The organism is Blastocatellia bacterium (assembly GCA_016713405.1).
GTDB lineage: Bacteria > Acidobacteriota > Blastocatellia > Chloracidobacteriales > JADJPF01 > JADJPF01.
This window is the reverse complement of record JADJPF010000004.1, coordinates 212,927-238,678: the sequence shown is the minus strand read 5'-3', so window position 1 is coordinate 238,678 and position 25,752 is coordinate 212,927. Positions and strand designations below refer to the sequence as shown.

29 protein-coding genes are annotated in these 25,752 nt (G+C 33.7%); 9 read left to right on the top strand and 20 right to left on the bottom strand.

Annotation, left to right across the window (positions count from 1 at the left end):
• Positions 1-161 precede the first annotated feature (161 nt).
• Positions 162-1,790, top strand: coding sequence for a glycosyltransferase (locus IPK14_07325; GenBank protein MBK7993233.1), 1,629 nt, complete (start codon positions 162-164; stop codon positions 1,788-1,790).
• Between the two features lie 82 nt (positions 1,791-1,872).
• A complete protein-coding gene (locus tag IPK14_07320) occupies positions 1,873-3,240 on the top strand; it encodes an aminopeptidase P N-terminal domain-containing protein (GenBank protein MBK7993232.1) in 1,368 nt (455 codons plus the stop codon).
• Positions 3,241-3,251: 11 nt separating this feature from the next.
• On the opposite strand, the gene IPK14_07315 is transcribed toward IPK14_07320, so the two are convergent.
• The 14 genes from IPK14_07315 to IPK14_07250 all read right to left on the bottom strand — a co-directional run bounded on the left by IPK14_07315 (position 3,252) and on the right by IPK14_07250 (position 14,297).
• Positions 3,252-3,959 (bottom strand): gamma carbonic anhydrase family protein, encoded by a 708-nt coding sequence (locus tag IPK14_07315; GenBank protein ID MBK7993231.1) that lies wholly within the window; start codon positions 3,957-3,959, stop codon positions 3,252-3,254.
• A gap of 54 nt (positions 3,960-4,013) precedes the next feature.
• Positions 4,014-5,960, bottom strand: a complete 1,947-nt coding sequence (locus tag IPK14_07310; protein MBK7993230.1) for a DUF3365 domain-containing protein — start codon at positions 5,958-5,960, stop codon at positions 4,014-4,016.
• Between the two features lie 102 nt (positions 5,961-6,062).
• Positions 6,063-6,542 carry a purine-binding chemotaxis protein CheW gene (locus IPK14_07305; protein MBK7993229.1) on the bottom strand — a complete coding sequence of 160 codons (480 nt, stop codon included), beginning with the start codon at positions 6,540-6,542 and terminating at the stop codon, positions 6,063-6,065.
• Between the two features lie 99 nt (positions 6,543-6,641).
• Positions 6,642-6,941, bottom strand: coding sequence for a response regulator (locus tag IPK14_07300; protein MBK7993228.1), 300 nt, complete (start codon positions 6,939-6,941; stop codon positions 6,642-6,644).
• Between the two features lie 31 nt (positions 6,942-6,972).
• The gene (locus tag IPK14_07295; protein MBK7993227.1) at positions 6,973-7,272 is read right to left on the bottom strand and encodes a hypothetical protein; all 300 of its coding nucleotides are present in this window, start codon (positions 7,270-7,272) and stop codon (positions 6,973-6,975) included.
• On the bottom strand, positions 7,263-7,520 hold the full coding sequence (locus IPK14_07290; protein ID MBK7993226.1) for a hypothetical protein: 258 nt from the start codon (positions 7,518-7,520) through the stop codon (positions 7,263-7,265). Before IPK14_07290 ends, IPK14_07295 begins: the two co-directional genes overlap by 10 nt.
• A gap of 37 nt (positions 7,521-7,557) precedes the next feature.
• The gene (locus IPK14_07285; protein MBK7993225.1) at positions 7,558-7,800 is read right to left on the bottom strand and encodes a hypothetical protein; all 243 of its coding nucleotides are present in this window, start codon (positions 7,798-7,800) and stop codon (positions 7,558-7,560) included.
• 43 nt (positions 7,801-7,843) lie between these two features.
• Positions 7,844-8,305 (bottom strand): chemotaxis protein CheX, encoded by a 462-nt coding sequence (locus IPK14_07280; GenBank protein MBK7993224.1) that lies wholly within the window; start codon positions 8,303-8,305, stop codon positions 7,844-7,846.
• A gap of 21 nt (positions 8,306-8,326) precedes the next feature.
• A complete protein-coding gene (locus IPK14_07275; GenBank protein MBK7993223.1) occupies positions 8,327-8,734 on the bottom strand; it encodes a response regulator in 408 nt (135 codons plus the stop codon).
• Positions 8,721-9,836 carry a chemotaxis response regulator protein-glutamate methylesterase gene (locus tag IPK14_07270; GenBank protein MBK7993222.1) on the bottom strand — a complete coding sequence of 372 codons (1,116 nt, stop codon included), beginning with the start codon at positions 9,834-9,836 and terminating at the stop codon, positions 8,721-8,723. The genes IPK14_07275 and IPK14_07270 overlap by 14 nt, the downstream gene beginning before the upstream one ends.
• 5 nt (positions 9,837-9,841) lie before the next feature.
• On the bottom strand, positions 9,842-12,001 hold the full coding sequence (locus IPK14_07265; GenBank protein MBK7993221.1) for a chemotaxis protein CheA: 2,160 nt from the start codon (positions 11,999-12,001) through the stop codon (positions 9,842-9,844).
• Positions 12,002-12,010: 9 nt separating this feature from the next.
• A complete protein-coding gene (locus tag IPK14_07260; GenBank protein ID MBK7993220.1) occupies positions 12,011-12,310 on the bottom strand; it encodes a hypothetical protein in 300 nt (99 codons plus the stop codon).
• Complete coding sequence (locus IPK14_07255) at positions 12,294-12,830, bottom strand: hypothetical protein (protein ID MBK7993219.1); 537 nt, start codon at positions 12,828-12,830, stop codon at positions 12,294-12,296. The genes IPK14_07260 and IPK14_07255 overlap by 17 nt, the downstream gene beginning before the upstream one ends.
• A 309-nt stretch (positions 12,831-13,139) precedes the next feature.
• Positions 13,140-14,297, bottom strand: coding sequence for a DUF4388 domain-containing protein (locus IPK14_07250; GenBank protein ID MBK7993218.1), 1,158 nt, complete (start codon positions 14,295-14,297; stop codon positions 13,140-13,142).
• 203 nt (positions 14,298-14,500) lie between these two features.
• Between IPK14_07250 and nth the strand changes: the two genes are divergently transcribed.
• From nth to IPK14_07215, 7 genes are all read left to right on the top strand, one after another.
• The gene (nth, locus tag IPK14_07245) at positions 14,501-15,181 is read left to right on the top strand and encodes an endonuclease III (GenBank protein MBK7993217.1); all 681 of its coding nucleotides are present in this window, start codon (positions 14,501-14,503) and stop codon (positions 15,179-15,181) included.
• A gap of 6 nt (positions 15,182-15,187) precedes the next feature.
• Complete coding sequence (locus IPK14_07240) at positions 15,188-15,775, top strand: hypothetical protein (protein MBK7993216.1); 588 nt, start codon at positions 15,188-15,190, stop codon at positions 15,773-15,775.
• 64 nt (positions 15,776-15,839) lie between these two features.
• A complete protein-coding gene (locus tag IPK14_07235) occupies positions 15,840-17,222 on the top strand; it encodes a pyridoxal-phosphate dependent enzyme (protein MBK7993215.1) in 1,383 nt (460 codons plus the stop codon).
• 54 nt (positions 17,223-17,276) lie between these two features.
• Positions 17,277-17,693, top strand: coding sequence for a hypothetical protein (locus IPK14_07230; protein ID MBK7993214.1), 417 nt, complete (start codon positions 17,277-17,279; stop codon positions 17,691-17,693).
• Positions 17,694-17,696: 3 nt separating this feature from the next.
• Positions 17,697-18,104 carry a hypothetical protein gene (locus IPK14_07225; protein MBK7993213.1) on the top strand — a complete coding sequence of 136 codons (408 nt, stop codon included), beginning with the start codon at positions 17,697-17,699 and terminating at the stop codon, positions 18,102-18,104.
• Positions 18,105-18,235: 131 nt separating this feature from the next.
• Positions 18,236-19,015 (top strand): sulfotransferase domain-containing protein, encoded by a 780-nt coding sequence (locus tag IPK14_07220; GenBank protein MBK7993212.1) that lies wholly within the window; start codon positions 18,236-18,238, stop codon positions 19,013-19,015.
• 53 nt (positions 19,016-19,068) lie between these two features.
• Positions 19,069-19,503: a hypothetical protein gene (locus IPK14_07215; protein MBK7993211.1), complete on the top strand. Its 435-nt coding sequence runs from the start codon at positions 19,069-19,071 to the stop codon at positions 19,501-19,503.
• Between the two features lie 8 nt (positions 19,504-19,511).
• Here the strand turns inward: IPK14_07215 and IPK14_07210 are convergent, their stop codons facing one another.
• From IPK14_07210 to dnaK, 6 genes are all read right to left on the bottom strand, one after another.
• Complete coding sequence (locus tag IPK14_07210; protein MBK7993210.1) at positions 19,512-21,092, bottom strand: hypothetical protein; 1,581 nt, start codon at positions 21,090-21,092, stop codon at positions 19,512-19,514.
• Positions 21,093-21,173: 81 nt separating this feature from the next.
• Positions 21,174-22,133 (bottom strand): hypothetical protein, encoded by a 960-nt coding sequence (locus tag IPK14_07205; GenBank protein MBK7993209.1) that lies wholly within the window; start codon positions 22,131-22,133, stop codon positions 21,174-21,176.
• 35 nt (positions 22,134-22,168) lie between these two features.
• Positions 22,169-22,750, bottom strand: a complete 582-nt coding sequence (locus IPK14_07200; GenBank protein MBK7993208.1) for a D-sedoheptulose 7-phosphate isomerase — start codon at positions 22,748-22,750, stop codon at positions 22,169-22,171.
• Between the two features lie 73 nt (positions 22,751-22,823).
• Complete coding sequence (locus tag IPK14_07195) at positions 22,824-23,537, bottom strand: serine/threonine protein kinase (GenBank protein ID MBK7993207.1); 714 nt, start codon at positions 23,535-23,537, stop codon at positions 22,824-22,826.
• Positions 23,538-23,551: 14 nt separating this feature from the next.
• Positions 23,552-23,890, bottom strand: coding sequence for a protein kinase (locus IPK14_07190; GenBank protein ID MBK7993206.1), 339 nt, complete (start codon positions 23,888-23,890; stop codon positions 23,552-23,554).
• A 45-nt stretch (positions 23,891-23,935) separates the two neighbouring features.
• Positions 23,936-25,489, bottom strand: coding sequence for a molecular chaperone DnaK (gene dnaK, locus IPK14_07185; GenBank protein MBK7993205.1), 1,554 nt, complete (start codon positions 25,487-25,489; stop codon positions 23,936-23,938).
• Positions 25,490-25,752: the final 263 nt, after the last annotated feature.

Genomic DNA, 25,752 nt, shown 5'->3' with positions numbered 1-25,752 from the left:
TAATTATATATTTTTTTCTTTAACTACCAAATAATATTATGTTTACTCATATAGTAAAATCCCTTATGTGTTAGGATATTGACACCTCTAGTAAAAACGCTAGAATTAATTTGTTTTGCGCTTGATCCAAATTATTGCACCATTGAGGTTTTGATAAGTTTATGTTTACACAGATAAGCTCACTACTTAAGCTATTTCCTATAGCAATTCAAGAGAGTGAGCAAATTTACCGCCCCGAAGTTCCACTACTTCCAGGACTAGAAAAGTTTGCACAAACCAACAATATAAGTTTTCTATATAGCTTGGATACATTTGACATAGTGATTATTTCACTTTATTTTGGCATCCTTTTTATTTTGTCTTTATATGGATTTTACCGACTAAAATTAGTTTATTTATTTTTTCGCTATCTTCCCCACGCTCCTAAACCGAAAACAGAATTTTCTGAACTACCTAAAGTAACTGTTCAGCTACCGTTATTCAATGAAATGTATGTAGTCGAACGCTTAATAGAATCTGTAGCAGCAATAGACTATCCACGAGAACTGTTAGAAATTCAGGTTTTGGATGATTCAACAGATGAAACTATAGCAATTGCTTCTTGTGTAGTTGAACAGTATAAAAAACAAGGTTTTGATATTGTTTATCTTCACCGTACAGATCGCACAGGTTTTAAGGCAGGAGCATTAGAAGCAGGTCTTAAAAGTGCTAAAGGTCAATTTGTAGCTGTATTTGACGCAGATTTTCTTCCACGTCCAGATTGTATCAAAAAAATGATCCATTATTTTACTGATGAAAAAATTGGTATGGTACAAATGCGTTGGAGTCATATCAATGGTGATTACAGTCTGTTAACTAAAATTCAATCTATTATGCTAGATGGACATTTTGTTGTTGAACAAATGGCACGTAATCGTTCTGGTAGTTTCTTTAATTTTAATGGCACGGCTGGAATGTGGAGACGAGAAGCTATTGAATATTCTGGCGGTTGGCAACACGATACCTTAACAGAAGATACAGATTTAAGTTATCGCGCTCAACTAATGGGCTGGCGATTTGTTTATCTTTTAGATGAAGATGTTCCAGCAGAACTACCTGTAGAAATTAATGCTTTTAAGGCTCAACAACGACGCTGGGCCAAGGGCTTAATTCAAGTAGCTATAAAGCTTCTAGGACGTATGTTAAAAAATGATAACCTCCCTACTAGAGTTAAAGTAGAGATGTTTTTCCGCTTAACTAACAATATTGCAGCACCATTAATGATCTTACTTGCACTACTTCACTTACCTGTGTTGATTGTTCGTTATAATCAAGGTTTCTTCCATTTACTACTTTTTGATGTTCCTATCTTGCTATTTTCCTCACTCTCAGTAATAGCCTTTTATGGTTCAGCACAATATTACTTACACCCTACAACATGGAAAAAGCGATTAAAATATCTACCATTAGTTATGGGAATGGGCATAGGTCTTACTTTTAGCAATGCTCGTGCAGTAATAGAGGCCATTTTAGGCGTACAATCCTCATTTGTACGTACACCTAAATATAAAGTAGAAAGTCGTCAAGATAATTGGCTAAGTCAAGCAATGAAATACCGTCGCAATATGGGCTTAATTCCTTATTTAGAGGTCTTAACAGCTATTTATTTTGTTGCTACTATTTACTATGCTTTTACTAGGTCGATCTTAGGAACAATTCCATTTTTATTTATCTTTTTGTTTGGTTATGGTTATACAGGAATAATGTCAATGTTTCAGTCTACTTGGCAAAGATTTTTTAAGACTAAGTAAATTACACTCTGCCCAAGTTATTATAAATAAGACAGCTTATAGCTGATTAAAACTTCGCACTCTTAGGGAGATAAGCAAGACTATGTATTTAAGAAAAACTTCTACTATTCGCTTTATTACCCTGATTTTATCACTTACTTTATTATTTGCTGCTTTTACAATAAACCCATCTCAAGCAAATGTTTCTAATACTGTACTACTTGCAGAACAACCATTGAGTGAATATAAAGTTAGACGTGAAAAACTACTAGAAAAAGTACGTGATGGTATAGTAGTAGTTTTAGCATCAGAAGAAGATGACCTAGGTGTTGGGGCAAAGTTTCGCCAAAATGATAATTTTATGTATTTAACAGGTGTGGATGTTCCTGACAGTGCTTTGGTACTTGTGCCAAAAGGCTATCAAGGTGCAAAAGAATGGTTGTTTTTACCTACCCCAAACCCTTTTATGGATCAATGGACTGGCCCACGCCCAGATATTTCTGAGCAAACTGCTCAAGCCTTTGGAGTTGAAAGAGTTGCAAGCTTAAAAGATCTACCAAAAATCCTAGGCGAAATAGCTCACACTGCTGATTTTCAAAAGTCAGGGGAAAAAGTTTATACAGTTGTCCCACCTAGCAATTACACTCGTTTAGTTAGAGAAGAAAAATTTACTGAACAGCTACGTAAAATTAGCGCGACAGTAAATCTTAATCCTATAGCTCCATTTTTAGCAGATCAAAGAATGTTAAAAAGTGAGCCAGAACTTTCCTTAATTAAGCGTGCTATTGATATTACAGAACAAGCTCATAAAGATGTACTTAAAAATGTTCAACCTGGAATGTTTGAATATGAGCTAGAAGCTCTTATTTTAGGGCAGTTTTACCGTAATGGAGCGCAGCGTCCTGCTTTTCCTTGTATTGTTGGTTCGGGCATAAACTCAACTATTTTACATTATGAAAAAAATCGTAAGAAAATAGAAGATAATGATTTAATAGTAGTAGATATTGGTGCGGAATATAATTATTATGCTGCTGATATTACACGCACTTATCCAGCAAATGGACGCTTTACCCCACGCCAACGTGAAATTTATAAACTAGTTTTAGCGGCACAAACAGCAGCAGCAAAAGCCTTTGAGCCTGGCAAATCTACTATGCATGACCTAGACGCAGTTGCACGTCAAGTAATGCGTGAAAGTTCGTTAAAAGATTCTAAAGGCAGGTCATTAGACCAATTCTTCCCACATGGCCTTGGGCATTTTGTAGGAATGTATGTTCATGATGTAGGTGATTATAGTCGTCCGCTACCTGTTGGATCAGTGATTACTATTGAGCCTGGGATTTATTTACCAGATGAAAAAATTGGTGTTCGTATAGAGGATGACTACCTAGTTACTAGCACTGGGCTAGTTAAACTCTCTCAAAATGTCCCTAGTGAACCAGAGGCATTAGAAAAGCTAATGGCAAAATAACATTAGTAATATTAATTAGCTCGTTTTTTACGACTACTTGTACGCACTGGTTTAGCCTCGTTTTTAGCAATTTCTGTTGTATTTGCTGTATTTGTTGTATTTACAGCAGCTAACACATCATTTAAGGATAAAGTTTTATCACTTAAATGTGAGGCTAAACTTTTAGCATAACGTTCTGCCAAAACTTCATTATCTTTTAAGTTAAAAACATATTCTCTAAAATTACGCCTCATAAGCTCATCAATTACTTCATGTGCTTGATTAGGGGAAAATAGCTTACAAGGATTGCCTATTACAATATGTTGAATAGGAACTAAAGTTTCTGCTGGCAAATGGGTTTGAATATGTACAATTGCCCCCAAAGAAACGGCAGCATTACGTCCAACTACTGAGCCATTAAAAACCGTTGCATTAGCACCAATAAAAGCGCGATATTCTAAAGTTGCACCAGAAATATAAGCTGTGGGGCCAACTAAAACATAATCTTCTAAAATACAAGGAAAAGCTTGTTTAGCTCCACCTGCACCACGAATTACAGCATTTTCCATTACTACTACTCCACGACCAATTTTTACTGGCGCACCCTCAGAAGTAATTACTGCCCCATAAAGAATCCGACTATCTGGGCCAATGGTGACATCGCCTGAAATAACTGCATTTGGTGCTATATAAGCAGAAGGATCAATAACAGGTTTCTTTCCCTCGTGTTCAATGATCATGATAGTTTTACACCTCTTGATTTTAGAAAATTTATTAACGTATTTTAGATATTTTTAACTGTTAGGTAATCGGAAAGAGCCTAGTGTAACGGCTAGTTGCTCAGATTGAGACAGCATTTCACGACTAGTTACAGAAAGTTGTTCAGAAAGTTTTGCATTACGTTCGGCGGCTGATTGTACTCTTTCAACAGATTTAACTATTTCACTAGTTGAGATAGATTGTTCTTGGCTAGCAGCCTGTATTTCATGAGTAACAATGGTTAACTCTTGTGTAGTTCGTAAGATTTCTTCTGTGCCAACTGATTGTTCAATAATAATATTATCAATATAACTTGATGTAGTAGAAACACTATCCACCACTATCTCTATTTGTGAAAGAGCAGAAACAACTTTACTAGATTGTTCTAGTCCATCATTAACCAGGCTAGTAGAAAGTCCCATTTGTTTTGCTGCTTGTGCAACATCTCTTTGTACTCCACCAATTAAAACGCCAATTTCCTCGGCTGATTCTGTAGTACGTTCTGAGAGTTTACGAACTTCTTCAGCAACTACACCAAAACCTAATCCATGTTGACCTGCTCGAGCAGCTTCTATTGCAGCATTTAAGGCTAAAAGATTTGTTTGCTCCGCAATAGCATTAATAACTTCTACTATTCTTCCAATAGCAGCAGCATGCTCACCTAAACCATATATTGTGTCCGCCGTGCTAGTTATAGAATGATGTATCTCCCTCATCCCTGAAGAAGCTTGTTCTACAGAATCTCGTCCATCTTTAACTACTCCGCGAGCAGAGCCTACTAGTTGTGTTAAATCCTTAGTTCCAGCAGCAATACGCTGCATACGAATAGACATATGCTGAATTGCAGTAGTTGTTTCTACTACACTAGAAGCTTGCGATTCTACACTTTTAGCAATAAGTTTTATATTGGTAGAAAGCTCTTCAACTAAAGAAGCCATATCTTGAACTGCCGCTGCTACCATTTCTGTATCTTTTTGGAGTTGTTGACCAGATTTAGCCAAAGTTTCTGACATAGCTTTTACTTGATCAGAACAACTCTTTACTTTTACAGTAACTATTCTTAAAAATTGCACCATTTTTTGGAAAGCATCTCCAAATGTGTCATTAGTAGACTGAAGCTCTATTTGTAAGCTAAGATCGCCTCCTGCAATTCTATCTGCAATATCAGACGCTTGTTGCAGATAAATAACCATTTGGTTCATTTCTTTAGCTAGAAGTCCAATTTCATCATCTTTATTTTTTAGCTCAGTAGCAACAACATTTAAGTTTCCTCGTGCAATATGTTTAGCAATATTAATTAATTTATTTATAGGTTGAATTAAAAGTTGACGATTTAGAAAAATACTAGAAGTAATTACTAAAGCAAAGCCAAGCACAATTACTAATATTATCTGCCAAATAAAACTAGTAATTTCTTTATCTGTTTTATCTACAGGAACTACTATTTCTATTACTCCTCTTACATCTGATTCTTTCCAATCTTTTTTCGGTGACTCTGGGTTAGCATTATGACATTCTACACAAGATTTACTCATTATGTCAGCAACAGCATAACGTAGCGACATTTTACCATTTACATTTTCCATTCGATAAAAAGGTATTTGAGGCTGTTTTTCTAGTTTATCTAATGCTTGCTGTTGAAATTCATCTTTTTTTTCTGCTGCACGAGAAGGAAAAGGATAACGACTATATAAGTATAATCGACTACTATTTGTTTCAGTAAAAAGCTTTTCGCCTAGATGATCTTTAAAATCATAATTAACTTTTATGCCTGACTCTTTAGCCCTAGTAACAATTTCATCTGTATAAAAAGCCCTTAAAGTAGTAACTTGCCTAGCTAAACTTTCTGCCTTTTGCATTTCCATTGCTAGTATAGTTTTTTCTTTAACTTGAAATATTACAAATAGGCATAATAGTAATACTAGCATCGCGCTAATTACTAATGCTAAGAGTTGTTTATTTTGCAGTGATTTTATAGCCATAAGATATTTTCTTAAAGTATATTTAGGCTAATATACTAAAGTCACCTTTAGATAAAATTAAATTTAGGCTGGGATTCCAACTACTTTATTTCATCAATAAGTTTAGGTTGTTTGCCCATAAAGACTTTTTACTAAATCATCTAACTTACCAATTTCTTGAGAACTTAAAATTTTCTTTAAGTCCAACATAACAATCAATCGATCATTATGTTTAATAACTCCAATAATATAATTATTTCCTTGTCCGCTAATTAGCTCTGGTGCTGGGCCAATAGCCTTATCATCAACACGTATTATTTCAGATGCAGCATCAACCAACATACCCATTAACTTATCATCTATTTCTAGGATAATAATCCTAGAAGTTTTTTCTTTAGATTCTGCTATTTGTGTATGAAGGCGTTTACGCATATCAATGATGGTGACTATCTTACCACGTAAATTAATAATACCTTCGACAAAATTATAAGCATCTGGAACTGGAGTTATATTTTGAAAAGGAACAATTTCTTTTACTAAGCTAATTTCTACAGCAAAGATTTCACTAGCAACTTTAAATAAAATTAATTGTTTGTTTGCCATGCAAACTCCTGTTTTTAGCTTAGGCTAACAATCTAGTAATTACTTCTTTTAACCTAATCGTAGAAATAGGCTTAAGTAGATATTCATTAGCACCTAAAGTTAAACCTGCTTGTATCTCATGTCTTCGCCCTTAGTACTAATAATAATAATTGGTACATTTTTGTTATTTGATTCTTGCCTAACTTTTGCAACTAGATCTAGCCCTGTCATATTAGGCATTTTTATATCACTTAAAATTAGGTCAAAATTTCCAGCCGCAAATTTTTCATAACCATCTTTACCATCTACTGCTTCAACAAAAGTTAATGGCCCGATTCCATCTAATTTACGAACCGCCATAATTAATAACTGTCGCATAGTAGCAGAATCATCAACTACTAATACTTTTCTATCTGCCATCTTAATTTTATCTCCTAAAAAATTTATAGTTTTAACTTTGTCTTAAAAGATTCATAAACCCCTCAATAGTGCGGAGTTTACGTTCTGTACCTTGATATAATTTAGCACATAAAAGAGCCGTTGCAGCTTGTCCAGCTAAAAGGTTTAATAGCTCAAAATCTACTGGAGTAAATTTTTTTTTATGACTAAGAAACTTGTAAATACTAATTACTCCTACTAGCTCATTAACTGCTTCATTACCAGATTTAGCAGGTAGTGAAATTTCTAATGGAACAGCAATTAATATATCTGAATCTTTATCTCCACGATAAATTTTTCTTTTTACAGCCACTTCTCCTTCAACACCTTGGCCCAGTAGAATTTTCTTTTACTCTGATGCTTTAATTCTGCGAGTTCGCCACCCATAAAACTTAGCTCTGTCCCTGCTTCATTTAAGGTAAAAACTGCAAACTCTTCAGCCCCTATTAAATTACTAAGAATGTCTACGATGATATTAACCACCATTTGAGAATCTAAAGTAGAATGCAATTGATAACTAGCAACATAGAGGTTAATTAAACCTTCATTTTGTTTTTCCATCTCAAGATAACGATTAATAAAATTTTTACTTTCTGTTCTAATTGATAAATTTTGTGTTTGTAAATTTTTTAACTTCTGCTTGTAGTTTTTTAACTTCTGTCTGTAAAGCATGCTTTCCTAAAGAATTATTTTCTGATAGCTCGGTTTCTAGTTCATTTACTTTTAATTTTAATGCTTCATTTTCTTCAAATAACTCTTTTGCTAGTTCTTGAGCTTGTTCAAATTCTGATAAAAATATCTGCCCCCTGAAAAAAAAATCTAGTAAATCCTCTTTGGACATATACTGTACTTAAAGCTCCTAATAATAGAATACCTAGTAATATCTATAGTTTATCTACTACTGTTATGTTTAGTGTTACTTCTCCACAAGGAGTATTTAATGGAAAAACTAAAGTTTCTACCTGTTGAGTAGCAACTTGCAGGGGAGTTTCCATAATAACTATTGGGGGAGTTATACCAATATTCCAGTTCTGATCATTAATCCAGGATATAGCACGACCTACAGCCATACCTGTTAGTTCTGCAATACAAGAAGCTACCATTGTTTTTGGAAAAGTAGTTTTACCCATCATTCTTTCTGACATCTTAATAGCGGTATTAAGATCCATTTGTAGAATAATTTTCCCTAGTACATCGCCCCCTAGGTCAACTAAGGTAATTACTTTACCCTGTACTTTAGGAGTATTAGCCAAACTAAGCGGGCCTGTGGCAACATTTGAGTCTAACACTTCGCTAAAAATTTCTTTAGTAATTTGTACAAAAGCTTTAACAAATTCTAATCTCATAAATTTCTAATTTCTAAAAAATTACTTTGTTAAAACATCAACAATGACACGCTTTAGTAATTCTGCTTTTATTGGCTTAACAACAAAATGTTTTGCTCCAGCCATAATAGCTTGTTTGACTTTTTCTTTATAACTTAAAGAACTAACCATAATAATGCAAGCTGTTGGATCTAAATCACAAATTTTCTGAACAGTTTCAACCCCATCAATCCCCAGCATTACAATATCCATCATAACTAGTTTTGGTTTTATTTTCTGATAAATTTCTATTGCTTCAATGCCTCCAGATGCCATTTCAAAAGAAATCTTTTCTTGCCCCAATAGATCTATCATTAATTCCATCAAATGTATACGAGCAAACTCAGAATCATCAACAATTAAACAAGTAAAAGCAGCTATTTGTATTTGCTCAATATTATTTTCTGTCACAGGCGTAAACCCCCACTTTTTCAACTAAATAGTCTGGTATTTTCTCTAGGGATACTACTTCATCAACATATCCCTTAGCCAAAGCTACTTTAGGCATACCAAAAACTACACAACTAGCTTCATCCTGTGCCAAAGTGAGTCCTCCAGCTTGCTTTATTTTACCTAATCCAATAACCCCATCTTCGCCCATGCCAGTCATAATTACCCCAATAGCATTATCACCATATTCTGTAGCGGCTGAGGCAAAAAGCACATCTACCGAAGGACAATGACCAGACACAGGAGGTGCTTCACTAACCACAACAGTAGCGGCTAAGGGACGTTTTTTAACATACATTTGACGACCACCAGGAGCAATTAAAACTCTACTTGCTAAAATTAAATCTCCATCAGCAGCTTCCTTTATTGGAATTGCACTAAGTTTATTTAAGCGTTGTGCTAGTTGTGCTGTAAAGCCTTCTGGCATATGTTGAACTATTAAAACTGCTGCTGCTAAATTTTTTGGTAATTTTGGTAGTAGCCAAGAAAGTGCTTCTGGCCCTCCTGTAGAAATACCAATACAAATTAATTTTGCTGCCTTTTCTTCTGATTTTACTATTTCTGTTAACTTCTTTTCAAATAAGGGTTTTTCTTCTTTGTTTGTCTCTTTATCTATTTGCTTATCACATAGATTAAGAACTTTTCTACTACGATAATTAGCTACAGCCTTTATCTTTGCTACTAGTTCTTGAGCAATAATATTTATCTGATCAGGTACAAGATTTTTAGGCTTTGCAACAAAGTCTACAGCACCTAACTCTAAAGCCCTTAATGTTATTTCTGCACCTGGTGAAACTAAAGAACTAACTATAATTACTGGTAAATGATATCTTGAAACAATATGTTCAAGTGTGGTTAACCCATCCATATTAGGCATTATAATATCTAAAGTAATTACATCTGGTTGATATTGCTCAATCTTTTTTAATGCTAAAATCCCATCCATAGCTGTTGCAACAACTTCAATTTCTGCATCCTGACTTAGCATTGCTGAGATCAGCTTACGCATTAAAGCTGAATCATCTGTTATTAATACTTTAATTTTATCTCTTACTAAAATCATAAAAATTATTTAGTTGCAACACTTAAACTACTTCGTCTAAATATTGCTCCAACATCAAGAATTAGTACAATACGCCCATCCCCTAAAATTGATGCCCCTGTAACTAAATCAGAAGTTATCCATTGTTGATCAACTGCTTTTACAACTATTTCTTTTTCACCTATTACTTTTTCTACTACAACTCCAATTCGCCTTTCTCCTAGTCCAATTACTAGGGTAATGGCATTAGTGGAATCTTGCTTATTACCTAAAAGTATTGCACTTAAATCTATTAATGAATACAGTGTATCTTGTTTACTTAATACTTTATGCTTACCTATTTGTTGAATATCTTCTTTATTTAATCTAATTATTTCTACTATACTATTAAGAGGTAGCGCAAAAACTCTCTCCCCTAAACTAAAGAGCATTGCTTTAATAATAGCTAAGGTTAAAGGTAGTATTAAAGTAAATACTGTTGACTTACCTAAAACACTACTAACTTCAATGCTCCCTTTTAGGTCAGAAACAACCATTTTTACTACATCCATCCCAACACCACGGCCAGACACGTTTGTTATTTGGCTCGCAGTAGATATGCCACTTAAAAACATTAAATCATATGCTTCTTGATCGGATAGTAAATCAATCTCTGCTTTTGTACGTAATTTTTTCTCTACAGCCTTTTCTTTTAATTTTGTTATATCAATACCACGACCATCATCTTGAATCTTTATAACTACTTGATCGCTTTGATGATATGCCTCTAGTATAATTTTTCCTTGAGGGGATTTATTATTTTTGATTCTTTCTTCAATAGGTTCAATCCCATGATCAACCGCGTTACGTACCAAATGCAAAAGAGGTTCATAAATAATATCTACTACACGTTTGTCTAATTCTGTTTCTTCACCAATAATTAATAGTTCTATTTGTTTTCCACCTTCTTTAGCTAAATCCCGAATTACACGAAAAAAGCGATTAAAAGTTTGATCTAAAGAAATCATTCTTACTTCTAAAACAGCCTTTTGCATTTGTCCTAAAAGTCTTCCTAACTGCGCATCTATGTCTACTAGACGATTTATCCTAGGGTTTTTAGAAAACTCAGTTTTTAATTGTTGGCTTATTTGATTTAACATTGACCGATTAATTATTAATTCTCCGACTAAATCCATTAATAAGTTAACTTTATCAACACTAACCCTTAATAACTCAACCGCTAAATTTTCTTTACTTTGTTGGACAATATTTTGTGTTTCTATTGTTTGTTCTTTAGCTAAATTATTTGGTTTTACAATTTTGTTGGATAAATCAATATCTTTTGATAAATCAATATCTATAGATATCTCTTTAGGCTTATCTTGCTCTGTTGACTGATACAATAACTTTGATTCTTGCTCAGAAAAAAGCCCTTCTACATCTGCAACTTTTATTTTTGTAATAGTAACTTCACTAGTTACACCTACTACATTAGCAACTTTTTCTATTCTTGGTAAATCTTCTGCCAAAAGTATTATTATAACTTTATCTAGTTCTTCTACTTGCTCATCTTCAATATCAGGAAAGCTTGCTACTATTTCCCCAACCCTACTTATTTCTCTAAGTAATATTAAAAGTCCTGCCCCATGCATTGAGCAATCTATATCAAATCTTGCTACTAGCTTACATAATTCTACTGGTTCATTTTGTAGTGCTGTTTTAATACGTAGCTTTTGGTACTCATTTAACTTAAGTTCTATATCAATTTGTTTATCTGATAGATTTCTACTTTTTACATGCTTACCAACAAAGCCTTCAATTCGGTCAACTATAGAGTCTATTTCTAAAGGAGCATGTACCCATTGACGTTTACGTTCTAACATATCAGTTAGAGAATCAATTCCAAAAAGTAGCAAATCCAGAATTTCTATAGTTGACTCAACATTTACCCCTCCCCATAAAGCTATTAAGTCTTCTAATTTATGTGCTACTGTGCCAATTTCACCAAATCCAACAGAATTAGCATCTCCTTTTAGTGTATGAAGTGTACGTTGCAATTGACTAAGAGATTCTACGTCATCAAATCTTGTTTCTAGCCTTAACAAAGATTGATTAGCATTGTCCAAAAGCGTTGCTGCTTGATCAAGAAAAAACAACATCAATGTTTCTAATTCTTCTGGACTAAAAAAACCACTATCTTCTTTCATAACTTTTAGTTATTTCTCCCGACGATAAACAATTCCATTATTAACATAAACCATCTTAAAATGATCACTTATACCTTTTAGCGTTTCAGCATGACCAATAAAAATATATCCCCCTAATATTAAACTATTAGCAAAACGTTCTACTAATTGTTTACAACCTTCTTGATCAAAATAAATCATTACATTGCGACAAAAAATAATGTCAAATTCCTGCAATCCACTGTTATGTTTAAGGTTATGGTAATCAAATGTCACCAGCTTTTTAACTCTATCCTTAATCGTATAGCCATCTTTATTTTTTAGTAAAATATCGGTCTAAATAATCTTGTGGAACTGCTTTTATTTGCATTAAGTTATAAAAACCTTCTGAAGCTATTTCTAACATTCTCAAAGAAATATCTGAAGCTAAAATCTTTATATCCCAACGGTCTACAAAAGGAATATTTTCAAGCAAAGTCATAGCAATAGAATAAGGTTCTTGCCCAGAAGAACAGCCCGCGCTCCAAATACGCAATTGTTTATTAACATCAGTTTTTTTCTTTGTTAATAACTCAGGTATTACTACAGAGCTTAAAATGTCAAATTGTGGCTGATTACGAAAAAAACTTGTTTCATTAATTGTTATGCTATCAACTAAAGTAGCTAACTCATCTCTACCAGCAGAATTTACAGTTAAATACTGGTAGTAATCTTTATAGCTACTAATTCCACATTGCTCCATTCTTCTGCGTAAACGATTAGCTAACAAAAAGTTTTTATCCGGTTGAAAATCAATACCGCAAATATCATATATTAATGCGCGAAAGAGTTTAAATTCCTCAGTGGTCATTGATTTACTTTTAGATAGATTTGCTAGTTATTTTTGTTATCTAAATAGCGATGATATGCTATTAACAACAAGTATCGCAAGAACATAATTTTTTGTTATTTTTTTGTTAGGAAAAGATACTCTTTCAAGTAAATATTATTAGTATATAACCTTAGTATCCTAATCTCTTTAAGCTTATCAATATACTAAGGAAAGATAATAAAAAATGATTTAACAAATTGACTTAAAAGTAAACATCAGCCTAACATTTGCTTATATAAATTGAAAAGAAGGTGACATCAAAGAAAAGTAATTTTTAGTAACTTAGTTTTATGCTTTAGTGTTGCTTAATTTTTGTTCTAGCAACATTTTTTCCATCATTAAACCTGATTGGCTAATTAAAATCTCTAGCTCATCTAAACTACCTAATCCACGATCTCCTGGATAATTATCTCCATAAAGTATGACTCTTACTTTGTTTTCTACTACTAGAGGAATACCAAAACCTGTTAAATTAAGGTTTTCTCCTCCTAATTGCTTAAGTATTTCCCGATCATAAGTATTTAAGTCTAAAGCAGCAATTTGAGTTTTACAATTCCTTACCACGCGATTTAATAAAGAAGGTAAACTTAGATCAAAAACAATGCTATTGTCGGCTGAAACGCTATCAATAGAAAGCCCAAATTGACCTAGGCTTTGAGCCTCATCATCTTTTACTAAAAACAAAACTCCTCTACTGCATACTTCACTAGCTAATCTCATCACTAGCAAAGTTACTTCCCCGTGAAAAGATTGTTGCTTTAATTCTTCAAGTAAATATTTTAAGTGTAATATTGCTTTTTCTACTGAATTAATACTATCAGCATCATCCCTAGCGCGGGACGGCTCCATATAATCATCTAGCTCTTTTAATAAATCTTCACTACTAGTTGGACTAGTAATTATTTTTTTAACTTCTATAAAAGTTCCATCTCGTCGTCTTTCATCTAGCAGTCTAGTAGCTTCTTGAACTAGTTCATCTATATTTAAACCTTCTGTATAAACATAATCTTGTGTAATATAAGGAAGTCCGCGACCTATTGGAATAGCATTTAATTTAATTTCAAATGTTCCTCGCTTCCAGGAGAGTAACTCTGCAACAGAATCTTGAATTTGTTGTTTTATAGCTTTTTGCAAATATTCTCGGCTAACTTTACCTTTTTCTACAAGAATTGAGCCTATAAGCCTAGGTTTATCCATAGAGCTTTGAATTTCTAAAGCTTCCTCTAGGTCTTCTTCTGTAATTATTCCATTTTGTACAAATATTTCACCTAATGAATAAAGAATTGCATCTGTACTTGCTTGTACTATTTTTCCACGAATAAAGACTAACATCCCACGTTGACCTTGATCACTCCTAAGAATCACTGTGCAAGTTTTACCACTAATGGACAATATATGTAGTATATCTGTTAAAGGAAAATCGCTTAACTGCCCTGTTAGCTCCATGTGCGCCCCGAAAAGATGTTATTTATTGCTATGTTAGTGAATTAATTTGTTATTAAAAAAATATTAAGATAAACAATAGTAACTATAGCTGAATTTATCAGCAAGATATTTTTATCTATCAAAAATAAGCTCAAAATTTTATTTAAATAAATTTATGCAGTAATTGCTTGTTCTATGACTTATTGTCAATTTAGTATTTTCTTATGCCAAAGAAAAAACAAAATTTTTTATTTAGTCCACAATATACTGATCAAAAAAATGTTACTGAACTAATTTTTAGGTTAAAAAAGCTTTATCCTGAAGCAAAATGCTCGCTCAACTATAACACAAATTTTGAGTTACTAGTTGCCACCATTCTATCAGCGCAATGCACAGATGAAAGAGTTAATAAAGTAACTGCTATGCTTTTTCGTAAGTATCGCACAGTTGCTGATTATGCTAATTCTGAACTTTCAGAACTAGAACAAGATGTTCATTCTACAGGCTTTTACCGTAATAAAGCTAAAAATATTCAAGCTACTGCAATAAGAATTTTAGAACATTATAATGGTCAAGTCCCTGAAATAATGGAAGATCTTTTAACTTTGCCTGGTGTAGCAATTAAAACAGCTAATGTAGTTTTAGGGACAGGTTTTGGAAAAGCAGAAGGAGTTGTTGTTGACACACATGTTAGGCGTATTTCTCAGCGTCTTGGCTTAACCAACAAAGAAGACCCAAGAAAAATTGAATTAGAGCTAAAAAATATTATACCTGCTCAAGATTGGATAGAATTTTCTCATTTACTTATCTATCACGGACGACAAACCTGCAAGGCTATTAATCCTCAATGTCAGGCTTGTGCGTTATCAGACCTTTGCCCTAGCAGCAAATTAATTAGCAAATAAATTTTTATGCGCAAAGAGATACTTTCTTGGGAGCAATTAAGCTTAACTGAACAAGACAAGCTAAAAGCTATTTTAGAGAGTTTTGATAGTAATTTGAGTGCTAGCAAGCTCTTTGAGCAACTTCCACAGGAAACAAAAGATTCAATAATTAATTTATATTACTTAATGACTAGTAATAGAGTAGCTGGTAATCTTTGGCAATATGTTAAGTTGTTAAAATGGGCTGGGCCTAATCAATTAGGTGTTTATGCGGATGAAATAGATAAGTTATACAATCAACTTATTGATTCTAAAAATTTTGTTGGGGATGATTGGTTAACTTGTAAAGTAAAAGGATGCCATTGGAGTCAAAGACAAATATTGGTTAATCAAGAGCTTATTTCAACACATGGACTACAAATTTATCAACCTAAAGATATTAAACAACCTAAGCTTTTAGTAATAGATATTGACACTGTAGTATTTTCTTCCTGGTTAACTTTTCCTAAACATGCTTTAGATATTCTTTTACCTAACAAAGAGTTAAACGACCCTATGAAAGTTCGTCGCTCACTTGTGGAGCGAGGGATCTTTCCCGAAACTATGAGCTTGTGATACTCTGTTAATTTTCCAAAACTATCAAGAAAAACTATCAAGAAAAGGATATTTTCAAGCCAGTATGAGTAAAATGATTTTTGGGCCAACATTTGCCGAAATGCTTGAACCAAGCAAAATCCCTAGTGATATTCGTAGCCAAGCATTAAAAGCTAAATTAACTAATCCTCTTGATCCTATAAATTTATATAATATTACATGGAAAAATGAACAAGGCCGAGTAAACTATATTGTTCTACCTAAAGAACTTACAGGTATTGAAGCTAATATTGTTGTACTCTACGGCAAGCAGTTTCCTACGGGTAGCCACAAGGTTGGCCCGACCTATTCTATTGCAATGGAAAAACAATTAGCAGGTGAAATTGAGCCGGGACGAGATACTTTAGTTTGGCCTTCTACGGGAAATTATGGTATTGGTGGGGCTTGGGTTGGGCCAAGACTTGGTTATGATTCTTTGGTACTTTTACCAGAAATGATGAGTCAGGAACGTTTTGATAAAATTACTAGTTATGGGGCAAAATATATTAAAACTGTTGGTTGTGAAAGTAATGTCAAAGAAATTTATGACAAAACTAAAGAATTAGCCGCAGCAGACCCCAAGAATAAAATACTTAATCAATTTGAAGAATTTGGTAATTATCGTTTTCATTATGAGATTACTGGAAATAGCATAGTTGAAGCAGTAAAAGACTTAGCTGCAAGAGGTTATGGAAATGGACGGGTAGCCGCTTTTGTTTCTGCTATGGGTTCATCTGGAACCATTGCCGCAGGCGACCGCCTTAAACAATGTTTTTCAGAAGCAAAAACCATTGGACTAGAGCCTATTCAATGTCCAACACTTTATAATAATGGCTATGGCGGTCATGATATTCAAGGTATTGGTGATAAACACGTTACCTGGATTCATAATGTCTTAAATATGGATGCTATTATTTGTGTTGATGATGTTGAATGCAAAAAAGGCTTACAACTACTAACTGAAGAAACAGGGCTAGAAGTTTTATCTAACAGCTTTGGTATTGCTCAAGAAGTACTAGAACCTCTATCACAAATCTTTGGTATTTCAGGCATTTGCAATGTACTTGGAGCTATTAAAACTGCTAAATATTTTGAACTGAGCAAACGAGATAATATTGTTACTGTAGCAACAGATTCTATTGATCGTTATCCTTCTGTTTTACAACAATTAACTAATACTTATGGAAAAATGGATGAAACCGAAGCAGCTATTAGAGCAGTTTCTATTTTCCATAATGCAAAGCTAGATTGGATTAAAGAAGGAACCATGGATGTTAAAAAATCTTGGTTTAACCTTAAGTATTATACTTGGGTAGAGCAACAAAATAAAACTGTTGAAGAATTAAATGCACAACGTGATCAAGAATTTTGGCTATCACATCAGGAAAAAATTGCTGATATTGATAAACAAATACTTGCACATAGATAGATTTTACTAAACACTACTATTTAACCGAAATCTTATTTTTATTTGGTAGAAGTTATGAACCGAAAAGTTTTAATTGCTTTAGTTGCTTTTGTAATGGGAGTTGCAGCACTCTTTTATCTATATCCTAGATATTTTGGCGATAAAAAGGTGCGCATATTAGTAACACATTATGATTATCGTCCAGGTTATTTAGAGTTAGCTGGAATTGCAGAAAATATTGGTAAAGAGCCTGTAAAATATAACCCTCAGCTTTATGTAAAAGTATTTGATGAAAAGAAAAATTTAATTACAGAAAGCAAAGTATCACTTATGCCAAAACAAGAGGATAATCCTGATTTAACAGCACAAACCTTTGGAGAGTTTGATTGTTTAATCAAAGTGCCTTCAGGATATGGTTATGTTGATTGGGAACTAAGCCTTGATGGACTACCTTATCAAGTTGAACAAAAAAACAAATCTTTAGCGGAGTAATTAGTGAAAACAAAGCTATTATTGTTAATTCTTTCTTTATGTCTAATCTTTTCTTTTGCTTGTAAACAACAATCAGAAGAAAACGAAGAATCCCCAGAATGGAAAAAAAGTCAAATTAAATTGATTAATGATTTTTTTGCCGAGCAAGTTGCTGGTAAAGAAGCAAGAGAATTATATTGTCCTGGAGATGGTATTTTTAATAATGAAATTTATGGTGTTCAAAGTTGGACAATTACCGATGACAAGGCAACTTCGCAACAAGTAGGTCGTTTTGAAGTAAAAATAAATTGTGATCATGACGGTCAAAAAGTAACAGAAGATTGGACTATCTCCCTTTTCCGTCTTAGTGAAGATAGCTTTGAATACTGTATTTATAAAATTACTCCTACTAATGAAAATACTACTAAATAATAGTTATTTTCATCAGCAAAAATTATTTTTAGGAATAGAGTATGTTAGACAAAGTTAAGTCTCTTGTGATGCTTTCTGCACCACAAAAAATAGATCGCACCCTGCGAACAATGACAGCAAATTGGAGGTTGATGCCAGACTTTTTGGTTATTGGTGGTCAAAAATGTGGAACAACTTCTCTGTATCAATACTTAATCTCACACCCTTTTATAATCAGTGCAATGAAAAAACAAATGCACTTTTTTGATAATCATTTTGAAAAAGGCATCACTTGGTACCAATCACATTTTCCTTCTTATTTATATAAACATTATTTTAAGCAAATACATAAACAAGACTTTATAACAGGTGAAGCAACCCCTTATTATATTTTTCATCCACTAGCAGCAAAGCGTGTTGCTCATTATTTACCTAATGCTAAGTTTGTTTTGCTAATTAGAAATCCTGTTGAACGCTCATATTCTCATTACCATCATGAAAAAAGAAAAGGTACAGAAACTTTATCTTTTGAAGATGCTATTGCTAAAGAAGAAGAACGTTTAGCAGGCGAAAAAGAAAAAATGCTTGCTAATGATAATTACTATAGTTTTAACTATCAACGTTACTCTTATCTTGCTCGTAGCAGATACTATGAACAATTAACAGAATGGTTTAGCTACTTCCCTCAAGAACGCTTTTTTATTGTTAAAAGCGAAGACATGTACAAAGACACTACTGGTATAGTAAAAAACATATTTAATTTTTTACAATTACCGGAATTTCCCGAATTTAAGATAGAAAAAGATCAGTATTATAATGTTGGCAAATACGATAAAATGGATAGTGCTACTAGGGAGAAATTAGTAGAATACTTCAAACCACACAATGAAAACTTATATAAATTATTGAATAGAGATTTTGACTGGCACTAACAACTTAGCTAAGTAAGCAATCCACTAAAAATCATTAAGAGGTTTATATATTGATGAATCAAAAACGAGTGATACTTTCTAATGTCCATATTGTTGAAAAGGTGGATGATGAAGTTGAAATTGAAGTAAGTCTTTCTTATGGAGAATATACACAATCTAACAAACTAGTTTCTTCCAATCAACAACATCACCGCTTACGCTCTGTGGCACATGCTACGGTACAAGCCCTTAATGAATTACTCAGTAAATTAGTGGAAAACAAAAGTATCATATTTGGACTTCTTGATTTTAGAACTGTAGTTTTGTCAAACATTAATCATGCTGTTTTTTTAGTAGTAATAGAAATTACTGAAACTGATGAAAAAAGTTTTGTTTCCGGCTCATCTATAGCTCGTATTGAAGCACTTGATATTGAGGAAGAAGCAAAATTTAATGTTGCTAGAGCTATATTAAATGCTACAAACCGTAAATTAACAAAATATATCTAAAAGTAACTTTACTTATTGTCATTAAAAGTTAAATTTGCTCCAAAAACCAACTTGTCTGCATCAGCACGATAATTAATACTTGTAAGTGTTATTGTTTTTGTTGCTTGTGGTAAGGTTAAATTAGTCCCTATTACCCTAGGAAGTACAATAGGTTTAATTACACTAGCTACATCTACAGCTACATTTTGAGAAGTGTTAATATCTCGTCCTATCATTTGAACAGGAACCTTAATATCTAAATGGACATTAACTTTTTTAGCTACAGGTTTTAACTGAAATTCCGAACCTACTGCCTCAATTGTAAAAGCGACTTGATCCCGAAGACTAACCCCAATCTGCGGGCTAGTTTGGTATTCAATACCAATTTGTTTACCTCGTGCTTGTGCTTGGACTTGCCCGCTAGCATCAACAAATAGCTGGATTTGCCCATTTTTAATGCTTTGCAGTTCTGCATCTTTCAAATCCATTGCCCCATCACCATTTTCAATGTCCAAGTAGTTTTCATACTTGGCAAAACCTAAATCAGACTTAGAGGACATTACCCTACTACGCATTAGTTTAATGATAACATCTCGTGTGCTAGCTTGAGCAAACTCATCAACTAGTAAATCTAAAAAATGCCGTTTAACCATAACAGAAAAGTCTGTTTGGCTAGTTAAATTGCTGCTAAGCTCGTCTATTTGTTTATCTAGTTCTTTTGTGTCTAATAAATTTGTTTGTGTTTGAAAACTTGCAGGTGTTGGTTTAGGTGTTTTATTTTTTCTTTTTCTTTCACCTTGACCTTGAGTTATAGATAGATTTTCTACTTTAGCAAGTAATACTAGTCGTCCATTTAATGGAAGTAGTTCAATAATTTGAAAATGTCCTCTAATTCTTCGGGCTTCTGTGCTTATTTCATAAGCAACAGGTTTAGTCTGGCTATATTTATCCGCTGGGAGACTACGGTCAAAATCAAGCTCTAAGGGTAATGTAACTGGTGGTAAAAGCTTTGCTATCTGCTCTGGTGATGGAGTAGGAGCAGCAGCAGTAGTATTTTCACTTGTTTCAGCAGGTCTAATATCTACAATTTCAAATCTTGCTACTAAAGAGCTAGTTTCCGTTTGTTCTACTAATAATTTAGCTGTAATATTTAATTTAGTAGTTATGCTAATAAATGAATTAGTAGAAGTAAGGTCTGCTTGAAGTTGGGCTAAGGCTAAACCATTAAGAAAAACCATCCTAGGATTTACTAATTTGACATCAAATAAATTCCCTAAATTAAATTTACTTTGGGTTAACTCATTTAACAAATTACTAAATAGTTTTTCATTAAAAATTAAAAATAAGTCTGACTTGTCTTGCTTTTGCAACCTTTCTAGCTTTGATTTTAGCTCTGGTAAAAGGCTAGTTCGTTGCTCTAATACGGTTTCGCTAATTGGAGGAAATTTATTTTCTTCTACTTTTACTTCTTGAGTATTATTTGGGGAAGGATTAGAAGTATTTTCAACTTTTTCTTGTGCTAATAAACTGGAAGAAAAAAAACAAATAAGGAAAAAAACAAAAACCATTCTTATTTTTAATTCTAAGAAACTAAATAATTTGTCTGTCATTACTACCCTACCCTAACAGTGAGTTTTATTCTAGAAAAGCTATCTATTTGATTTATAAGGTTTAATAGTAGCTTACTGAAATTAAAGACTCAAGCCAGCAGAAAGTTCAATTATTGTAGCGGCTAGTAGCGGAATTAATATTTCATGATGACCTGTTAGGCTATATCCACGTCCAACACCAGCAACAGGACGTTTTACAACGTTAGTTAAAGGGCGATAATGTTGGATAAAATCCAAATTAGCAGTAGTAAAATCTTTTAGCGGTAAGCCTAAGTTACGTACTACAGTAACGGCTTTTAAGAATACTTCTGGCATAAGTACGGCTGACCCAAGGTTAAGATAAACCCCTCCATCTGTTAACTCTATAACTTCTGAACAAAATAGCCGGAAGTCATAATGAGTAGCAGCACCTAAACTTGCACCATTAGCCGATTTATGAATATGGACAATATCTGTGCCAATTGCTAAGTGGACAGTAAGAGGAATATTTTGTTGATAAGTAGCAGAAATTAAAGAAAGTTTTGAATTTGGTGCATTTTGAAGTTTTGCTCCTAAAGCTTCCCCAAGACCTATTTGTTTTTGGGTGGCAAACTCTGCTGCTAAGTTAACAAAAGCCCCTGTTTCCTCAGCCATTCCAAAATCACCTTTTCCTAAACTAGAATCAACATCTTCTGAAGTAAAACCTACAGTTGCAATTTCAAAATCATGAATTGCCGCAGATCCATTTATTGCTACTCCTGTAATAAAACCACGCTCAATTAAATCAATTAATATTGGTGCTAGCCCACATTTGATGACATGCCCACCTAAGCCAACTATTACAGCCCGCCCCTTTTGTCGAGCATCAACAATAGCTTGTGCCAAAGCTTTTAATTCTTTAATAGCTAAAATATTAGGTAAACTTGCTAGCCAGTTGCCAAAGCTAGAATTTTCTTTGTAGGGGTGAGCAAAGTCTTTAACAGTCACTTTGCTTGGTCGCTCTGATAATGAGTAACTTTGAGTTTTGGTTAAATCTATAGGGGAAACTTTGTAACGGCTCATTGATTTTATCAGCGGTTTATCAGTGATTTTACTAACTAATTATTTGCAATACCATAAAGCTCTGCTTCCACTAATTCGCAAAGAATATGTCCTATCATTATATGAACTTCTTGAATACGAGGGGTAGATGTACTAGGAACTATTAGCGCGTTATCTACCATTTTTATTAATTTTCCACCGTCTTTTCCAAGTAGTCCAATAGTAGCCATATTTAGCTGTTTTGCTTGTTTAACAGCTTCAATAATATTAGGTGAATTGCCGCTAGTGCTAATAGCAATAGCAATGTCGCCTCGCTTACCTAAAGCTGCAATTTGACGGCTAAAAACATGAATAAAAGAAGAGTCATTACTAATAGAGGTAAGTATTGAGCTATCAGTATTTAGTGCAATAGCAGGAATAGCAGGCCGGTCAGTAACATAGCGGTTAACAAACTCAGCAGCAATATGTTGTGCATCTGAAGCACTCCCACCATTACCAAATAAAAATATCTTCCCGCCTACTTTAAGTGATTCTACTAGCATACGCCCAGCACGGCCAATTTCCGCTGTATAGTCAGCAAAAAACCGACATTTTATATCTAGGCTTTGATGCACTATTTCTGTTATTTTTTCTATCATAAGTTTTACCAGTTAAACGCAAAAGTATAATTTAGTTAGAAGAAAAAAGACAAGCCTGCAAAGCTTTTCTCTTTTACCTAACTATAATAATAATAGTTTCTACTATTATTATTATGCTAAGAATAGCTACTAGTATCCAAGGAAGATAATTATTTTTTGTGTTTTGTACTTGTGTTTTATTTGTATCACTAAGTAAAAGATCTACATTATATCCTTGAACAGATTGGCTATCAGTTAAACTAATTTTTTTTGCTTCTGGAGAAGCACTTCTCTCTTCTACTTGTTCTAATACCTTCTTAAATTCTGTTTCTTTGCTTAAACGTTGTAGTTCAATCAACATATCCTTAGCTGATTGGTAACGATCTATTGGTTCTTTAGCTAAAGCTTTTAAGATAATTTGTTGTAATTGCTCAGATATTTCTTGAGATGGTTCAAATGGTTTTGGATCAGATTTTAGGATTGCATATAAAGTATCAATATGATTTGTATGATGAAAAGGTGCTATGCCTGTTGCCATTTCATAAAACACCGCACCTAAAGAAAATATATCTGTTCTAGCATCTGTGTTAGGCTCACATTGAGCTTGCTCTGGTGACATATACCCAACAGTACCTAATAAAGTACCAGGTTTAGTGCTAGTAGCTGCTTGATTTTGTTTGTCTTTAATTTTAGCTAATCCAAAATCTAATAGCTTAACTAAACCGTCCTTACGAATCATTATATTATCAGGCTTAATATCTCGGTGAATTATATTAGCAGCATGAGCAGATTCAAGAGCTACACACATTTGAATTGCTATATTTAGTAGATTTGAAAATGATGGTTTACCTTTTTTAAGTATTCTCTAAGGGTTTGACCTTCTACATATTCCATTACCATATAGTCTAGCCCTTGATATTGGCCTGCTTCAAATACGGTAAGAATATTAGGATGATTTAGGGCTGAGGCAGCTTTTGCTTCTTGAACAAAACGCCGACGTAGTTCTGTATCTAATGAAGCAGTCTGTTCTGTAAGAAGTTTAATCGCTACAGTACGTCCAAGATTTTTATCCTGGGCGCGGTAAACCTCGCCAGCACTTCCAGTGCCAAGCATTTTTACTAATTCATAATGTCCAATAGAAGTGCCAGCACCAATATTCATCAAACACGAAAAAGTAGTGAGGATTAAAGCTATTAATTAACTAAATTAATAGCTACGTGCTTCTGCCATTAATTCAGCAATTTCTTGAGGAGAAAGTCCACCACTTGGGCTAACTGTGATCTTTTGCTCTCTACCTGTTAAACAATCTCTAGCAGAAACATGTACAATGCCATCAGCATTAATTTCAAAAGAAACCTCTATTTGTGGTATTCCACGCGGAGCAGAAGGAATGCCTACTAAATCAAAGCGCCCTAAAGAACGATTTTCTGATGCTCTTTCATTCTCACCTTGTAAAACATGTATTTCTACTGTTGATTGATTATCTACTAGAGTAGTAAAAATTAAGCTCTTTTTAATAGGTATAGTGGAATTACGGTCAATAAGTTTAGTAAAGCGTCCTCCGTGAGTTTCTACACCTAAAGAAAGAGGAATAACGTCTAATAGAACTAAGTCTTTAACTTCTCCAAGCAGTACACCACCTTGTATTGACGCGCCCATTGCTACAACTTCATCAGGGTTAATTTCGCTAGAAGGACGACGATTAAAGATTTGTTCTACACGTTTTTGAACAATAGGAGAACGAGTTTGTCCACCTACAAGCAAAACTTTATCAATATCACTAGCCTTAAGTCTTGCATCCCAAAGGGCTTTTTGACAAGGATCTACAGTTCTTTCAACTAGATCCATTACTAAAAGTTCAAATTGATCTCTAGTTAAATTTTTTGCTAAATGTTTTGGCCCAGAAGCATCAGCAGAAATAAAAGGTAAATTAATAGGTGTTTCTGAAGTAAAAGAAAGGTCACATTTTGCCCGCTCTGCTGCTTCTTTTAAGCGTTGAAGAGCTAGACGATCTCCGCGAAGGTCAATACCTGTTTCTGACTTAAATTCATCAATTAGCCAATCAATGATACGTTGGTCAAAATCCTCACCACCTAAAAATGAATCCCCACAAGTAGATAAAACTTCAAATACTCCATCATTCATTTCTAAAATGGAAATATCAAAGGTTCCTCCACCTAAATCATAAACAGCAATTTTTTCATTTGAAGCTTTATTTAGCCCATAGGCTAGTGCTGCTGCCGTAGGTTCATTAATAATACGTTGCACATTAAGACCAGCAATTTTACCAGCATCTTTAGTTGCTTGACGCTGAAAATCATCAAAATATGCAGGTACTGTAATAACTGCTTCAGAAACTTCTTCACCCAAAAAATCTTCAGCAGCAGACTTTAGCCTCTGTAAAATAATGGCAGAAACTTCTGGTGGAGAATAATCCCGACCCTGAACACGAACCCGTGCATCACCATTTGGAGCTTCTGTTATTTCATAAGGACAAGAGTCCTTTGCCCTTTGTACTTCTGGGGAGTTATACTTACGCCCAATTAAGCGTTTTACGGCAAAAACTGTATTCTGGGTATTAGTAATGGCTTGGCGTTTAGCAATATGTCCTACTAAACGATCCCCTTTTTCAGTAAACCCAACAATGGATGGTGTTGTACGTCCGCCTTCTTTGTTAGGAATAATTTGGGCTACTCCGCCCTCCATTACTGCTACACAGCAATTAGTTGTGCCAAGATCAATCCCTATTATTCTACCCATTTTAATGTCTTTAATATAAGGAGTTAAGGTTTATAAAAACTTATTAAACTAGCGCGTTACTGAAGTATAAATAATTATGTATCAGTAATAAATCAGTAAGTTAAACTAAAATTAATGCTAGTAAGCTACTAATCTGACAAAAGTTGTGGTAGTTTATCACGCAAAAATTTCATTTGCAATAATCTTGTCCATAAACCTATTATTACTAGTTATTTCTGGTATAGTAGCGATCGAGTTGACTAATTTTCTATTACTAGGAATTT

Coding starts and splice junctions, on each gene's coding strand:
- IPK14_07325 (MBK7993233.1), top strand. CDS start 162: ATGTTTACACAGATAAGCTCACTACTTAAGCTATTTCCTATAGCAATT.
- IPK14_07320 (MBK7993232.1), top strand. CDS start 1,873: ATGTATTTAAGAAAAACTTCTACTATTCGCTTTATTACCCTGATTTTA.
- IPK14_07315 (MBK7993231.1), bottom strand. CDS start 3,959: ATGATCATTGAACACGAGGGAAAGAAACCTGTTATTGATCCTTCTGCT.
- IPK14_07310 (MBK7993230.1), bottom strand. CDS start 5,960: ATGGCTATAAAATCACTGCAAAATAAACAACTCTTAGCATTAGTAATT.
- IPK14_07305 (MBK7993229.1), bottom strand. CDS start 6,542: ATGGCAAACAAACAATTAATTTTATTTAAAGTTGCTAGTGAAATCTTT.
- IPK14_07300 (MBK7993228.1), bottom strand. CDS start 6,941: ATGGCAGATAGAAAAGTATTAGTAGTTGATGATTCTGCTACTATGCGA.
- IPK14_07290 (MBK7993226.1), bottom strand. CDS start 7,520: ATGGAAAAACAAAATGAAGGTTTAATTAACCTCTATGTTGCTAGTTAT.
- IPK14_07285 (MBK7993225.1), bottom strand. CDS start 7,800: ATGTCCAAAGAGGATTTACTAGATTTTTTTTTCAGGGGGCAGATATTT.
- IPK14_07280 (MBK7993224.1), bottom strand. CDS start 8,305: ATGAGATTAGAATTTGTTAAAGCTTTTGTACAAATTACTAAAGAAATT.
- IPK14_07270 (MBK7993222.1), bottom strand. CDS start 9,836: ATGATTTTAGTAAGAGATAAAATTAAAGTATTAATAACAGATGATTCA.
- IPK14_07265 (MBK7993221.1), bottom strand. CDS start 12,001: ATGAAAGAAGATAGTGGTTTTTTTAGTCCAGAAGAATTAGAAACATTG.
- IPK14_07255 (MBK7993219.1), bottom strand. CDS start 12,830: ATGACCACTGAGGAATTTAAACTCTTTCGCGCATTAATATATGATATT.
- IPK14_07250 (MBK7993218.1), bottom strand. CDS start 14,297: ATGGAGCTAACAGGGCAGTTAAGCGATTTTCCTTTAACAGATATACTA.
- nth (MBK7993217.1), top strand. CDS start 14,501: ATGCCAAAGAAAAAACAAAATTTTTTATTTAGTCCACAATATACTGAT.
- IPK14_07240 (MBK7993216.1), top strand. CDS start 15,188: ATGCGCAAAGAGATACTTTCTTGGGAGCAATTAAGCTTAACTGAACAA.
- IPK14_07235 (MBK7993215.1), top strand. CDS start 15,840: ATGAGTAAAATGATTTTTGGGCCAACATTTGCCGAAATGCTTGAACCA.
- IPK14_07230 (MBK7993214.1), top strand. CDS start 17,277: ATGAACCGAAAAGTTTTAATTGCTTTAGTTGCTTTTGTAATGGGAGTT.
- IPK14_07220 (MBK7993212.1), top strand. CDS start 18,236: ATGCCAGACTTTTTGGTTATTGGTGGTCAAAAATGTGGAACAACTTCT.
- IPK14_07215 (MBK7993211.1), top strand. CDS start 19,069: ATGAATCAAAAACGAGTGATACTTTCTAATGTCCATATTGTTGAAAAG.
- IPK14_07210 (MBK7993210.1), bottom strand. CDS start 21,092: ATGACAGACAAATTATTTAGTTTCTTAGAATTAAAAATAAGAATGGTT.
- IPK14_07205 (MBK7993209.1), bottom strand. CDS start 22,133: ATGAGCCGTTACAAAGTTTCCCCTATAGATTTAACCAAAACTCAAAGT.
- IPK14_07200 (MBK7993208.1), bottom strand. CDS start 22,750: ATGATAGAAAAAATAACAGAAATAGTGCATCAAAGCCTAGATATAAAA.
- IPK14_07195 (MBK7993207.1), bottom strand. CDS start 23,537: ATGTGTGTAGCTCTTGAATCTGCTCATGCTGCTAATATAATTCACCGA.
- IPK14_07190 (MBK7993206.1), bottom strand. CDS start 23,890: ATGAATATTGGTGCTGGCACTTCTATTGGACATTATGAATTAGTAAAA.
- dnaK (MBK7993205.1), bottom strand. CDS start 25,489: ATGGGTAGAATAATAGGGATTGATCTTGGCACAACTAATTGCTGTGTA.